Here is a 13,421-nt window from a genome sequence, read left to right as displayed (position 1 = left end):
GAAACGCCCAAACCGATCTCCCGGTTCGGGCGTGAAACCATCAGCTACGGCAAAAGCCTCAGCTGTTGTTCAAAACGACATTGCCTTCAGCCAGCGCCTTTTGCAGATCTTCGTCGTCATCTTCGTAGTATTTCGTTGTGACAACACCTGGAAGAGTCTCGAACTGATCAGACAGCTTGACCGGATAGAAGGTCGTCTTCAGCCCCTCGAACCCCGGGATCTGGCTCAGGATCGAAGAGGTCGAATTGGCGCAATAAGCACCGGGCACACGGCCATTTGAAACCGCCAGCTTATAGGCATGCTGTGCCTGCTCTGGCGTCACCTCGACACGCTGCATCACCACATGATGGGTGCTGCGGGCATGAGCACCGCGATAGGCCAGCACCACACCGGGGGTGATGCCAAAAAGCACATCGTCGCGCTCTGGCACCACATCGGCGTAGAAAGAGCCGGCCGGGTCAAAGATCACCCGCTCGGAGGCATTGACCATCAGCGAGGTATGCCCCCCGCTGCCGGTGCGGTTGTTGACCATGGTAAAAAGCGTCAGCGCAGGCGGGCCATTATGGCTATAGCTGGCCGAGGCGAGCGTTGCAGCATCCGCATTGGGTTTCTTTTGCTCAGCACAACCCACCAGCGCAATACAGCTCGCCAGCAGGGCAACACGCATAGAAACACGATCCGGTGTCTGGCACCGCAGCACACTTCCCAGTTTCATTTGCAGCTATCAGGTTGCGAAAATAGCAAGGAACAGCGCGAGAACGATCAGGAAGATGGTAAAGCGCGTGGTGAAGCGGATGAAACCTTCGTAGGTGTCTTCCTGAACAGTGATATCCATGGTGCCGTGTTTGTGATCAGCCATAATTAGGTCGTCCTATTCGCGTAGATTTCTAAGATGGATACTGGATTTCAAATTAGCTGTCACCACGTCATTGCCGCACAGGGGCAGCAAAATCCTGAGCCGACTACATATGGCCACATCTTTGCTGCGCGTTTGAGCCGTTTCAGCAGTCCGGATAGCCATATCCCCAGCGCCAGGACAGGCCAGAACAGGGTTGGCCGCCGAATCGCACCGCGTAAAACATCGCCCAGCCAAGCTGGCCAAAGCCCAACTCCAGCACCTCCTCCGAGACACTGTAAAGCCTGGCCAATTCGGCGCGCTGGTCCTGTGCCGTCTGCCAGACGCAGTGGCGCAGCTCCCGGTCAGCCCGCAGCCGCGCGCCGTAGCTGTAGGCTGCATCTGCGGCGCCGGTGGTATCATGGTAGGCCCGGTCATGGGTGATGCAGCAGCTCTCAAACGGCGGCTCTTGTTGATAGCGGTCGGCAAAGCCCGGCCAATAACCCGCGATCTGTTCCCAGCTAGAGGAAAATCCGCCGCTGCAGCCATCCGAGGTGAAGGGGGACAGCGTGTTCTTGGGTGCTGCGATCACAGCCAGCAAGCGTTCATGTGCCATCAGCTCCCAGAACCGGCCCCACTGATCCAGTTCGAACCGGTCCATCATCGATGTCGCCGGTGCTTCTGGGATTGCCTCTGAGTGCTGCGCCGACAGGTTTTCAGGCAGCAACACCAGCTGCAAGGCGACGCCAGACAGAACCCAAAAAGACAAACACCGCCCCCGGATCCGGTTTCGGGTCCGAAAGGCGGTGCGCGGTGTCTCGGCAAGGTTTGGCAAAACAGGGTCTGGAAGCACAGAATCTGAAAGCACTGGGTCTGAAAGCACTGGGTCTGGCAAATCTCGCCTCTTGTCACTTGGCAGGTGCCAGTCTGGCCCCAGACTTAGTCCTGAGCCGGTCTTAGTCCTGAGCCGGAGTTTCTTCGGTCTCACCCGTCAGGTCACTGGCCAGACGAAAACCGATGCGATTGGCAGGCGCTTCTGGTTTGCCCTTGGGCAGAGCACGCAGCATCACGTTCATCTGGCTGACATGCTGCACCAGCTGTGTCTTTGCACCAGAACCTTCGGTGCCATAAAAGGTCACGATGTCCGGGTCAAAATAGCCCATACCCTCAATCCGGAGAACCCCGGCGTCGCCACCAACAAAGCCCATGGCGACTTCATGTTCTGCGTCCAGTTGCTTTTCAAAATTCTGGATATAGAGGATCAGCCGCTCATAGGCCCAGCGCGCCTCGCTTTTGGCCTCGTCGGACTGCTGCAGCTTTTTCGGAACCTCAGTCAGGCCCGCACCGGCCTCAGGGTCGGAATGCACCTCATGGACGCGGGGCAGAATTGCCGCCTCGATCGCCTCAGCGCTGGTTGAAATCTTGTTGTCCATGGGCACTCCCCTTGCCGGAGGCGTGCCCCCGGTGCCTAGTCTTTGCGTTGGTACAGCCAAGCCCCGTCGTCGCGCCTAACGCGGCTGACGCGGTCTGTGTGGTACAGATGATTGACATGGGCCACCGCCTCGACCAGTGCAAGCCCATATTCCCCTTCGCCAATCTTACGCTTGAACAGCGGCGCAAAACAATCCGCAGCTGTACGGGGCGCGTCCAGATGATTCATCAGACGGTCCAATGCGCCGTGATGGTTGTCGATCAGCTGCCGCATGCGCAGCGGAAGGCGGGTGAACGGCAGTTTATGTCCCCCCAAAGCAAGGTGTTCCGGGCGCGCCAAGGGCGCCAGCCGTTCGCAGGCCTCCAGCCATTCGCCCAGCGGATCCGCCATCGGTTCGGTCGCGTAGACCCCGATATTGGGGCTGATAGAGGCCAGGATCTGGTCGCCGGTGATCACCAGATTGTCATCGCGGCTCCAAAAGGTGGCGTGTTCCGGCGCATGACCATTGCCCATATGCACATCCCAGTCACGCCCGCCCATACGGAAGGTATCGCCCTGTTGCACACGGGTGAATCCCAGCGGCATCGGATAGACCGTATCGGCAAAATTGAACGGGCGATCAGCCACGCGCTTTTCATAGATATCAGCGGCCATCCCGGCAGAGCGGTAATAGGCCAGTGTCTCTTCCGGCCAGTTGTCCTGCACATCCAGCGTCAGCATGCGGGCAAAGAGCCAGGCGGTGCGGCTGGTGACAAGTTCTGCGCCATGTTCCGACTGAAACCAACCCGCAAGGCCAATGTGGTCGGGGTGATGGTGCGTTCCCACCACGCGCGACACAGGCTTGCCCTTCAGCGGGCCCGCCATCAGGCTCTCCCAGATCTCGCGGCTTTTGCGGGTGTTGAAGCCAGTGTCGATGACGGTCCAGCTATCACCTTCGTCCAGCGCATAGATATTGACGTGATCCAGCTTCATCGGCAGTGGCTGGCGCATCCACAACACGCCTTCTGCCACCTCAATCGCCTCGCCCAGCGCGGGCGGCTCGGTCCAGGGCGTACGGGGGCCGACTTCGGGAACACTTGCCATATTAGCTTGCCATCTCTTCTAGGGTCAGCGCCAGGGTGCCAGCGGCCCCTTCCTGCACATGGGTCAAAAGGCCCGCATGTTCCGGCAGCATCCGTTTGATGTAGAACCGCGCCAGTTTTTCGCGCGCTCCGCCCTTGTCGGCAATCGCCGCCGACAGGTGGTAGTGGCCGCCCAGAACCCGCGCGAAGGCGCGCAGATAGGGCACCGCTCCTGCAAAACGGTCCTGCATATCCCCCTGTGCGACCAGCCATTCAGTGGTTTCGCGCAGAGACTCGCAGGCCTGCCAGACGGCTTCGCCCATATTCGGATGGGTCGCGCGGGCGCGTTCGGCCTGCTCTTCAATTTCATCAATGATGCGGTTGGCCATATCGCCGCCGTCCATCATCTTGCGCGCCACCAGATCCATCGCCTGAATGCCATTGGTGCCCTCGTAGATCGAGGTCACCCGCACATCACGCAGGAATTGCGCCGCACCGGTTTCCTCAATGAAACCCATGCCGCCGTGCACCTGCACCCCCATATCCGCTACGCGAATACCAGTATCGGTGCCAAAGGCCTTGGCGATCGGCGTCAGAAAGGCTGCGCGGGATTTCCACTCCTCCGCACCGGTAGCAGTCTGCATATCCGTAGCATGGGCACAGGCCAGCAGAATGGCGCGCGCCGCGTAAACATCCGCCTTCATCTCCATCAACATCCGGCGCACATCTGCATGATCCGCGATCACACCCGAGGCAGATTTGCCCTGTTTGCGTTCCAGCGCATAGCCAAGCGCCTGCTGATAGGCACCTTCACCAACGCCAACGCCCTGCCCACCGACACCAAGACGTGCATTGTTCATCATGGTGAACATCGCTGCCATGCCGCCATGTTCGGGGCCGACCAGCCAGCCCGTCGCGCCATCAAACTGCATCACACAGGTGGGGCTGCCATGCAGGCCCATCTTATGTTCCAGGCTCACCACGCCGAGGCTGTTGGCCGCACCCGGTTTACCCGCGTCGGTGGGCAGGAACTTCGGCACCAGAAACAGCGAGATCCCCTTGGTTCCCGGCTTACCATCGGGCAGCCGCGCCAGCACCAGATGGCAGACGTTTTCGGCAAAATCATTGTCACCCCAGGAAATAAAGATCTTCTGGCCGCTGATGGCAAATGTGCCATCGCCATTGGGTTCCGCCTTAGAGCTCAGCGCGCCAACATCCGACCCCGCCTGTGGTTCTGTCAGGTTCATGGTACCGGACCATTCGCCGGAAATCAGCTTGGGCAGATACAGCTCTTTCAGCGCATCACTGGCGTGATGTTCCAGCGCTTCGATCTGGCCCTGGCTCATCAGCGGTGCCAATTGCAGCGAAAGACACGCGCCCGACATCATCTCGTTCACCGCCGAGGTCAGCGTCATCGGCAGCGCCATGCCGCCAAACTCAGCCGGGGCACTCATGCCGATCCAGCCGCCATCCGCAATCGCCTGAAAGCCAGCGCCAAACCCGGGCGAGGTTCGCACCACGCCGTTCTCCAGCGCCGCCGGGGTCAGATCCCCTGCGCGCTGCAGCGGTGCCATCACCTCGTCGCACAGCTTGCCTGCTTCGGTCAGAATTGCGCTGACAACATCCTCGGAGGCTTCACTGAACCGGTCAGTGGCGGCGATCTGGTCAAAGCCAATCACGGTCTTCAAGAGGAATTCAAACTCGGAAACGGGGGCACGGAAGGTCATAGGGGTCCTCTTGCTGGCCTGGCTTGCGGCCTTGTGGATTCTCACGGCGCAGTTTCACAGGCGCAGCTTCTTGGCTCAGATCTAAAGACACAGATCCATGGGCTCAGAATTCACGGGCCAGACGAGGGCTTGCCGGACTTGGCATTCCCATTGAGGCCCAGTATGTCTGAGGCCCGATATATTTCGGGCTCTGTCCGATTACCTAACCGCACCCACATTGCAATCAACCAAAACGCCGCGTCACCGTAAATGCCCCAGAACACCGCCCCAAAAGCCACAGAAATGCTCTCTGCGACGCCGCAGGGGCTGGCCCGCGCCGCAGACCTGCTGCGCGCCGGAGAATTGGTGTCTTTCCCAACAGAGACCGTCTATGGCCTGGGTGCGGATGCGCGGCAGGGGGCGGCCGTGGCGGCGATTTATGCCGCCAAAGGACGTCCCAGCTTCAACCCGCTGATTGCCCATGTGGCCTCGATTGAGGCCGCAAAACGTCACGTCATCTGGTCTGACCAGGCAGAGCTTCTGGCCCGCGCCTTCTGGCCGGGACCGCTGACACTGGTGCTGCCACTGGCCCCGGATCATGGCATTTCAGATCTGGTGACAGCCGGGTTGGACACGCTGGCCGTGCGGGTTCCCGCCCATCCCTGCGCGCAAAAACTGCTGGCTGCTTTTGATGGTCCGGTGGCGGCCCCCTCGGCCAATCCCTCCGGACGCATCAGCCCGACCACTGCTGCCCATGTGCGGGCCGGGCTTGATGGGCGCATTGCCGCGATCCTTGATGATGGTGCCTGTGACGTTGGTGTTGAATCCACCATAATCGGGCTGGCAACTAATGGGCTGGCAGTTCTGCTGCGCCCCGGTGGCCTCGCCACCGAAGAGATCGAGGCCGTTCTGGGCCAGCCCCTGGCCAGTCGCGATATCAAAGATCCCCTGACAGCGCCCGGTCAGCTGTTGTCACATTACGCGCCACAGGCCCGGGTCCGGCTCAATGCCACCTCTGCGCGCGCGGGCGAATGCTACCTGGGATTTGGCCGCTACAGTGGCGCCCGCGCCTGCGACCTCACCCTGTCCGAAACCGGCGATCTGGCAGAGGCCGCGGCCAACCTCTTTGGACATCTGCACCGGCTGGACGCACTTAACCAGCCCATTGCCGTTGCGCCAATTCCTGAAACCGGGCTGGGCCTTGCCATCAATGACAGGCTCAGGCGCGCCGCCGCACCGCGTAACTAGATCACTTGCGCCAAATCAGGCGGTATCAGGCCGTGCCGGCACTGGCCGACAAAGACAGCGGATCAATCCCCATGGCGCCAAGCGCTGCGCCCCATTTATCACCATCAGCAGTATCAAAAATCAAATCATCACTGCACTCGGTGGTCAGCCAGCCATTGGCCACGATTTCAGCCTCCAGCTGCCCCGGCCCCCAACCTGCATAGCCCAGCATGACCAGCATCTTTTCCGGGCCACTTCCCTGCGCAATGTCTTCCAGAATATCCAGGGTCGCGGTCATGGCATAGCCCGGCGGCACCGCCAGCGAATTGACGCTGGATTCGTATTCCGGGGAATGCAGCACAAAACCGCGCTGGGTCTCCACCGGGCCGCCAAAGCGAATGGCCAGCTTTTCAGCCCCTGCCTCGGTCACCGGAATTTCCAGCTGTTCCAGCAGATTGCCAAGCTGCACCTCTGGCGCGATCTTGTTGATGATCAGCCCCATGGCGCCTTCGTCACTATGCGAGCACAGGAAAATCACCGAATGCTCAAAACGCGGATCACCAATGCCCGGCATTGCGATCAATAGTTTTCCGGTGAGGTTCATAAAGCGACCTTTCCCTTTTGTACTGCCAGTATGTCTTAGCTTCTGACCTAAGAACCCGGCTGCTGCATTTCCAGCAGGCCGCCCGACAAAAAAAGGTGCAAGGGGGGCAGCCATAAAGGGACTCAATCATAAATGGACAGATCACCGCAGGGCGCGTGCTAGATGCAAATTGACCAGAACGTGACTTGGCATTTGTGCCGCAAGCGCCCATTTATATCTGCATGACTGAATATCACACCCAGCTTCATCGCCCCAGCACCGCGAAACGTCCTGTCACGCAGATCGCCGGGGCCGTATTTACGGCGTTGACGGCGCTGGCCGGGCTTTCCTTTCCGATCGCCACGCAGGCTCAAAGTGCTTTGCCCAGTGGGACGGATGCGCTGGTAGAGGTGGAAATTCTCGATGGCGGCGTGACAGCAGATGGCACCTATATCGGCGCGCTGCGACTGACGCTGGCCGATGGCTGGAAGACCTATTGGCGTGCCCCCGGCGACGCAGGCATCCCGCCCCGTTTTAACTGGCGCGGCTCACGCAATGTTGGCGAGATGTCGATGACCTGGCCCTCTCCCGAAGTCTTCTCGACCTCGGGCTATCGCACCATTGGCTATCATGATCAGCTGGTGCTGCCGATCGAAGTCACACCGGCGCAGCCTGGTCGTGCTGTGCGCCTAAAGGGCCGGATGGAGCTTGGCATCTGCAAGGATGTCTGCGTGCCCTCTGAGCTGTCCTTTGACCACCAGCTGGACGCCAAGGCCGGGCGCAATCCGGCGATTGTCGCAGCCCTCGCCAGTCGCCCCTATTCCGCCCGCGAGGCCGGGGTGCGCGCCGCCAGCTGCCGTCTGAAGCCGACCAAATACGGCATCGAGGTCGAAGCCCGCATCACCATGCCAAGCGCCGGTGGCACCGAGGTTGCGGTGATCGAACCCGGTTCACCGCATCTGTATGCGAGTGAGACATCTGCAAAGCGCAGTGGTCAGATCCTGGTGGCCAAGACCGAATTCCTGCCCGCGAGTTCCGGCAATATCGCCTCGGTTGATCGCTCACAGCTCAGGATCACCGTGCTTGGGAGCAAGCACGCAGTCGACATCACCGGCTGCACCGCCGGGTGAGCAAGTCATGAGCCGCCACCAATGAGCCTTCCTCTATGAGCCTTCTGCCGGATAGCCGCCCCGTGCTTGGCGCCATCGCCGTGGTCTGTCATCGCGATGAGGTCATTCTGATCCAGCGTAAAAACCCGCCCAATGCCGGGTGGTGGGGCTTTCCCGGTGGCCATGTCGAGCTGGGCGAAAGCGCCATGCAGGCTGCCGTGCGCGAATTGCACGAAGAGACCGGCGTCACCGCCCGCGCGATTGAATATCTCACCAATATCGACGTGATCCTGCGCGACCCAGCAGGTCTGGTGCAAAAACAATACCTGCTGACGGCGGTGCTTTGCGCCTATGAAAGCGGCACACCTGCCCCCGCCGATGACGCGCTGGCGGCCCGGTGGCTTGCTGTAGACAGCCTGGAAACCCAGGGGCTAGAGCTGATTGATCAGGTGGCGGAGGTCGCACGATTGGCGCAGATGCGCCTGCGCTGACACGGGTGCCAACGCGGGCCTTTCGTCACACTTGCCGCTGTTTGCGAACCCCATAGGCCAGCGCCGATACCGCATAGGCCAGACCGGCAATCACCAAAGCCCCGCCCAGCGCCAAGAGCAGACCGGCGCGCACCGGATCCATCGCTGCAAGTCCGGGCAGCGCGGCCCGCAGGACAGGGTGCAAAACCCCCGTGGCCATGGCCCAGCCCAGCGTCGCCGCAAGCCAGCCCAGCTGCAAGGTACCAGTGCAAAGCACCAGCCAGCGCACCGGTTTGGCCGTGCTGCGCAGCGCGCGACGCAGCGCTTCCAGCGGGCGGGTGGCATCCTGCTGGATCGCGATCAGCGCCGGCACCACCAGCAGCACCAGGAACATGCCAAAGCCAAGACCATAGACCAGCGTGATCACCGTCGGTTTTAGAAACTGCGCCTGTTGCGAGCTTTCATACATCAGCGGCGCCAGCCCCAGCACCGTGGTCAGGGTTGTCAGCATAACCGGCCGCAACCGGTCCGCCGCGCCGTCGATGATCGAAGGCACCAGCCCGCGATTTTCGGCATATTCGTCAATGGTTGTCACCAGCACGATAGAATCGTTGATGATGATCCCAGTCATGCCCAGCAAGCCGATCACGGTGAACATGCTCAGCGGAACACCCCACATGTAATGGCCCCAAATGGTGCCCACCAGACCAAAGGGAATGACTGCCATGACCACCAATGGCCGCGTCCAGCTGGCAAAGATCCAGGCCAGCACCAGATAGATCCCGGCCAGGCACAGGATCAGCCCGTTGCGCGCATCATTGAGGAAATCGCTTTCCTGCTCACTCAGGCCGCTGAGCCGCCATTCCACCTGACGGCGGCTGGCGATATCGGGCAGGATTTCGTCGCGCAGGGTGGTGACAATCGCCTCGGCGCGGGCCGGGTCATCCTCGGAAATATCGCCGGTGACACTGATCACCCGAATGCCGTTTTCGCGCCGCACCGTGGAAAACCCGGTGCGCTGCGTGACCGAGACAATATCGGCGAGCGGCACATAGATACCCGCAGGCGTGCGCATCAGGGTGCGCTCGAGAAAATCCGCTGTCAGCTCATCCTCGGGCAGCTCCACCCGGATCTCGGCGCTGCGTGGCCCATCCGGGTAGGTCGCGGCTTCGATCCCGTTCAGCCTTGCGCGCAGGGCACGCCCCAGACTGTCGATGGTAAAGTTCAGCGACTGGCCCTGCGGCGTCAGCTCCAGCACCACTTCTTCCTTGTCATAGGCGAGGTTATCTTCGACAGCCGACACCTCAGGATAGCGCAGCAGGGCGGTTTTCAGATCCTCTGATGCGGCCTTAAGCACCTGTACATCAGCGCCGTAGAACTGCACATCCAGCGCATCGCCACCGGGCCCGGACCGCCAGCTGCGAAAGGACACGGTTTCGACCAACGGATGGCGGCGGACCTCCTCCTGAAGCTCTGCCACAAAGGCAAAGCTGGAATATTCCGGGCGCAGATCCGCATCAATCAGCTCGATCGAGATACCGCCCAAAAGGTCGGTGTCCTTGGCATCAACACCGGACAGGCCCCGCCCGGCATTGCCGCCGACCTCGGCCATGACAAACTGGATCGGATTAGGCCCCGCATGGCGCGCGGCAAACTCTGCCCCCATGGCTTCGGTAGCGCGCTGCATCTCCTGCATCATCGCCAGAGTATCGGCGCGGGTTGCGCCTTCGGCCATGGCGAAATTGCCCGTCACCGACCCGCGCTCCGGCGCGTTGAAGAAGCGCCATTTCACATCACCGCCAATGAACAGCGCCATCTGGCTGGCCAGGATCGTCAGCGCCCCCGCCAGCACCACATAGCGCGCCTGCACCACCAGGGACATCAGGGGCCGGAACAGATGATCCCGGCACCAGCGAAAGCCGCGATTGACGATGCGGTTGGGCCAGTCATACCAATGCTGTTTTTGCGCATGGGTCAGCGCATGGGCCATATGGTTGGGCAGGATCAGAAAACACTCCACCAAAGAGGCGGCAAGTACCGCGATCACCGTAAAGGGAATGTCGCGGATCAGGTCGCCAAAGCGCCCCCCGATGGAGACCAGACCAAAAAAGGCAATGATCGTCGTCAGCGTTGCGGCAAAGACCGGCATCGCCATGCGCCGGGCGGCGTTTTCCGCCGCCTGCATGGGGCTTTCACCTAGACGGCGCACCCGGAAATCGGCATGTTCGCCAACCACGATGGCGTCATCAACCACGATGCCCAGCGTGATGATCAAACCAAAGAGGCTGATCATATTGATGGTGATACCGGCGGCATACATCAGTGCCACGGCGGCAAACATCGCCGCCGGAATACCCGCCGCCACCCAAAAGGCAATGCGACTGTTGAGGAACAAAAACAGCAGCGCCATGACCAGCCCCAGCCCCATCAACCCATTGTCGATCAGAATATTGAGCCGGTCGGAAATCGCTGCGGCGCGGGTGCGGATAAGTTCTGCGGTGACACCGGATGGCAGGCTCGCCTGCAGGCTGTCGACCGCCTCCTGAACCTGGGCCTGAATGGCAATGGCATTGCCCTGATCAGACCGGTCCACCCGGATCGACATCGCCGGATTATCGCCAACAAAATACGACCGGTTGCGGTCCACACCCTCGCGGGTGACGCGCGCCAGATCGCCAATGGTCAGCACGGACCCATCCGCATTGGTGCGCAAAACGATGCCTTCGATCTCTTCCGGGGTGCGTTTTTCACGCCCGGTGCGCACCCGGGCATTGGCCCCAGACACATCGCCTGCCGGATCCGCGTCGACCTCTGCGGCGATGGCTGTGGCGATATCGCTCATCGAAATATCATGGGTGATCAGACTGGCCGAGGGCACCTCGACCAGGGTTTGCGGTGCGGCAAGGCCACGAATGGTGGTGCGGGTGACACCAACCTCAAAGAGGCGCACAATAAGTTCGTCGGCAAAAATCCCCAACTGCGCCGGGGCAATTGGCCCCGAGATCACCACATCCGTCACCCGGTCGCGCCAGGCACCGCGCCGCACGGTGGGATCATCAGCGTCTTCGGGCAGGGTGGTGATGGCGTCCACTGCGGATTGCACATCATCGGCGGCGCGCGCCATGTCCCAACCGGGTTCGAAATCCAGCAGGATTGAGGCCACCCCTTCGCGCGAGGTGGCAGTGCTTTCCTCGACACCGTCAACAGCGAGAAGGGCGGGCTCCAGTGCCTGCACGATGGCGCCATCCACGTCCTCGGGACCGGCCCCTTCCCAGGTGACACCAACCGAGACGTTTTCGACGATTACATCCGGAAAGAACTGCGCCCGCATATTGGGGATCGAGGCCGTGCCCAGAATAAGCAGCACCAACAGCAACAGGTTTGCGGCCGTGCGGTGACGGGTGAAATAGCTGAGCAGGCCACCCGCTGGCCGGGACAAATCACGCATGGGTTAGCCCCCCATCCGGGTTTCGATCCTATCGACCAGCTTGACTGGCACTTCGGCCTTGGCCAGCTGCGCCAGAACCCGCGCCTTGACCGCATCAGGCAGCCGATCATTGGCCTCGACAAATGTCACCAGCCGTGCCCGGCGTTCGTCGCTCAGCGCGATCATCTCGGCAGCAGCAGAGACTGCGGCAGACTCCTGCTGTTGTTTCGCCTGTGCGTCCTGTAGCAGCGGGCGCACCCGGATGCCTGCGCCCAAAAGCGGCGTGCGGCCAGTGACCACCTGCCGCCCGGCCAGCCCCGCGCCGCGGATCAACACATCGTCGCCCTGACGCCGTACCAGATCGACCGGCAGCGCCTCCAGCCGGTCCTCAGCGCCCAGCACCAGCACTGTTCCATCCGTCCCCAGTGCCGAAGCGGGCACCCGCGCCACATCAGCGACCGGCGGCTCGCTCACCTTTGCGGTGACAAAATCGCCCGGCTTGAACCCCGGCGCCTGCGTCAGACTGGCATAGAGCAGCCGCCCCGTCTGACCATCGCCTACCGCCCCGCTGGCGCGTGACAGGGTGCCTGTCGCCGTGAGCCCGGCACCAGCCGCATCCAGTGTTACCCGAACCGGGGCCTTGATCAGGCGCCCGTCGCTATCCAGCAGCCGCGCATATTGCAGGGTCGAAACCCGAAACACCGCCTCCAGCAGATCGGGATCCACCAGCTCGGCCAGTTTTTCATTGGCCGACACCAGACGCCCCTCGACCAGGGTCACCGCCTGCAAAGAGCCATCAAACGTCGCTCGCAGCGTGGTATCGGCCAGATCACGTTCGGCAATTTCCAGTGCGATACGGCTACGGGCCACACGGGTCGCAGCCTGATCGACGCGGGCCTCGGCCTGGCTGACGGCCTGTCGACGTGAGATCACCGTTTGGCGCGCCTGGACGGCAGTCAACTCAGCCGCTTCGACAGCGGCGGTGGTGCCAACGCCGCGCGCCTGCAGATCCAGTTGTCGCTGATGCGCCCGCGCGCGCAGCTGCGCCTGATCCTGGGTTGCTTCCAGTTCATCATTAGCGAGGATCAGATCGCGCCCCGCGTCGCGTTCTTCGGCGCGCGCATCCAACAGGTCGGCTGCCGCCTGATCGCGGGCGGCCTGCGCGTCAGCCGGGTCGATCTGCACCAGCAGCTCACCGGCGCGAACAACCCCGCCTTCCTGAAAACTATCGGCCAGGGTCACCACACGCCCGCCCTGCGCGCTGCGCAATTCAAGGGTGCGACGGCTTTCAACACGACCAAAGGCGGTGAGTTCGGGGGCGATGGCCTGCAGTCTGGCCTCGACCACATGCACCGCAAAGACGCGTTCACGCGCCGGAGGTTTGCGCGGTTCTGCATTCATCCGTGTCTGCACCGCGCCAATCACCAACTGTGCTGCATACAGCAAGAGCGCCGCCGTAACTGCGGCCAGAAACAAACCCGTCAAACTATGCCGCAAAAAGCGCATGTCGCATCCTTTTTGGTGGCCGGGGCCTGCCCCGCGCTACCTTATCCGTTTCACCGCACCACTCG

12 protein-coding genes are annotated in these 13,421 nt (G+C 61.6%); 3 read left to right on the top strand and 9 right to left on the bottom strand.

The window, feature by feature from the left end:
- Window positions 1-58: 58 nt before the first annotated feature.
- The 6 genes from PH5382_RS08305 to PH5382_RS08280 all read right to left on the bottom strand — a co-directional run bounded on the left by PH5382_RS08305 (window position 59) and on the right by PH5382_RS08280 (window position 5,055).
- Window positions 59-667 (bottom strand): hypothetical protein, encoded by a 609-nt coding sequence (locus tag PH5382_RS08305; RefSeq protein ID WP_058333905.1) that lies wholly within the window; start codon window positions 665-667, stop codon window positions 59-61.
- 57 nt (window positions 668-724) lie between these two features.
- Window positions 725-859, bottom strand: coding sequence for an aa3-type cytochrome c oxidase subunit IV (locus tag PH5382_RS08300; protein WP_058333904.1), 135 nt, complete (start codon window positions 857-859; stop codon window positions 725-727).
- Between the two features lie 142 nt (window positions 860-1,001).
- On the bottom strand, window positions 1,002-1,604 hold the full coding sequence (locus PH5382_RS19420) for a hypothetical protein (protein ID WP_231751831.1): 603 nt from the start codon (window positions 1,602-1,604) through the stop codon (window positions 1,002-1,004).
- A gap of 187 nt (window positions 1,605-1,791) precedes the next feature.
- Window positions 1,792-2,268, bottom strand: a complete 477-nt coding sequence (locus PH5382_RS08290) for a DUF6173 family protein (RefSeq protein ID WP_058333902.1) — start codon at window positions 2,266-2,268, stop codon at window positions 1,792-1,794.
- Between the two features lie 35 nt (window positions 2,269-2,303).
- Window positions 2,304-3,350 carry an MBL fold metallo-hydrolase gene (locus PH5382_RS08285; protein WP_058333901.1) on the bottom strand — a complete coding sequence of 349 codons (1,047 nt, stop codon included), beginning with the start codon at window positions 3,348-3,350 and terminating at the stop codon, window positions 2,304-2,306.
- A gap of 1 nt (window position 3,351) precedes the next feature.
- Window positions 3,352-5,055, bottom strand: a complete 1,704-nt coding sequence (locus PH5382_RS08280) for an acyl-CoA dehydrogenase (RefSeq protein ID WP_058333900.1) — start codon at window positions 5,053-5,055, stop codon at window positions 3,352-3,354.
- Between the two features lie 249 nt (window positions 5,056-5,304).
- Between PH5382_RS08280 and PH5382_RS08275 the strand changes: the two genes are divergently transcribed.
- Entirely contained in the window at window positions 5,305-6,282 is a 978-nt protein-coding gene (locus PH5382_RS08275) for an L-threonylcarbamoyladenylate synthase (RefSeq protein WP_058333899.1), read from the top strand.
- Window positions 6,283-6,307: 25 nt separating this feature from the next.
- On the opposite strand, the gene PH5382_RS08270 is transcribed toward PH5382_RS08275, so the two are convergent.
- Window positions 6,308-6,865, bottom strand: a complete 558-nt coding sequence (locus PH5382_RS08270; protein ID WP_058333898.1) for a YqgE/AlgH family protein — start codon at window positions 6,863-6,865, stop codon at window positions 6,308-6,310.
- Between the two features lie 221 nt (window positions 6,866-7,086).
- On the opposite strand from PH5382_RS08270, the gene PH5382_RS08265 reads away from it, so the two are divergent.
- Together PH5382_RS08265 and PH5382_RS08260 are read left to right on the top strand one after the other, a co-directional pair.
- Window positions 7,087-7,974: a protein-disulfide reductase DsbD domain-containing protein gene (locus PH5382_RS08265; RefSeq protein WP_082645608.1), complete on the top strand. Its 888-nt coding sequence runs from the start codon at window positions 7,087-7,089 to the stop codon at window positions 7,972-7,974.
- Window positions 7,975-8,009: 35 nt separating this feature from the next.
- Window positions 8,010-8,444, top strand: coding sequence for an NUDIX hydrolase (locus PH5382_RS08260; protein ID WP_058333897.1), 435 nt, complete (start codon window positions 8,010-8,012; stop codon window positions 8,442-8,444).
- Between the two features lie 25 nt (window positions 8,445-8,469).
- On the opposite strand, the gene PH5382_RS08255 is transcribed toward PH5382_RS08260, so the two are convergent.
- Together PH5382_RS08255 and PH5382_RS08250 are read right to left on the bottom strand one after the other, a co-directional pair.
- Complete coding sequence (locus PH5382_RS08255) at window positions 8,470-11,871, bottom strand: efflux RND transporter permease subunit (RefSeq protein ID WP_058333896.1); 3,402 nt, start codon at window positions 11,869-11,871, stop codon at window positions 8,470-8,472.
- A 3-nt stretch (window positions 11,872-11,874) separates the two neighbouring features.
- Complete coding sequence (locus tag PH5382_RS08250; RefSeq protein ID WP_058333895.1) at window positions 11,875-13,356, bottom strand: efflux RND transporter periplasmic adaptor subunit; 1,482 nt, start codon at window positions 13,354-13,356, stop codon at window positions 11,875-11,877.
- Window positions 13,357-13,421 lie beyond the last annotated feature (65 nt).

This window comes from Phaeobacter sp. CECT 5382 (assembly GCF_001457775.1).
In the GTDB taxonomy this organism is placed as follows: Bacteria; Pseudomonadota; Alphaproteobacteria; order Rhodobacterales; family Rhodobacteraceae; genus Pseudophaeobacter.
Note: the sequence above shows the minus strand (reverse complement) of the source record. Positions and strands in the feature narration are given on the sequence as shown.

Coding starts and splice junctions, on each gene's coding strand:
- PH5382_RS08305 (WP_058333905.1), bottom strand. CDS start 667: ATGCGTGTTGCCCTGCTGGCGAGCTGTATTGCGCTGGTGGGTTGTGCT.
- PH5382_RS08300 (WP_058333904.1), bottom strand. CDS start 859: ATGGCTGATCACAAACACGGCACCATGGATATCACTGTTCAGGAAGAC.
- PH5382_RS08290 (WP_058333902.1), bottom strand. CDS start 2,268: ATGGACAACAAGATTTCAACCAGCGCTGAGGCGATCGAGGCGGCAATT.
- PH5382_RS08285 (WP_058333901.1), bottom strand. CDS start 3,350: ATGGCAAGTGTTCCCGAAGTCGGCCCCCGTACGCCCTGGACCGAGCCG.
- PH5382_RS08280 (WP_058333900.1), bottom strand. CDS start 5,055: ATGACCTTCCGTGCCCCCGTTTCCGAGTTTGAATTCCTCTTGAAGACC.
- PH5382_RS08275 (WP_058333899.1), top strand. CDS start 5,305: ATGCCCCAGAACACCGCCCCAAAAGCCACAGAAATGCTCTCTGCGACG.
- PH5382_RS08270 (WP_058333898.1), bottom strand. CDS start 6,865: ATGAACCTCACCGGAAAACTATTGATCGCAATGCCGGGCATTGGTGAT.
- PH5382_RS08265 (WP_082645608.1), top strand. CDS start 7,087: ATGACTGAATATCACACCCAGCTTCATCGCCCCAGCACCGCGAAACGT.
- PH5382_RS08260 (WP_058333897.1), top strand. CDS start 8,010: ATGAGCCTTCTGCCGGATAGCCGCCCCGTGCTTGGCGCCATCGCCGTG.
- PH5382_RS08255 (WP_058333896.1), bottom strand. CDS start 11,871: ATGCGTGATTTGTCCCGGCCAGCGGGTGGCCTGCTCAGCTATTTCACC.
- PH5382_RS08250 (WP_058333895.1), bottom strand. CDS start 13,356: ATGCGCTTTTTGCGGCATAGTTTGACGGGTTTGTTTCTGGCCGCAGTT.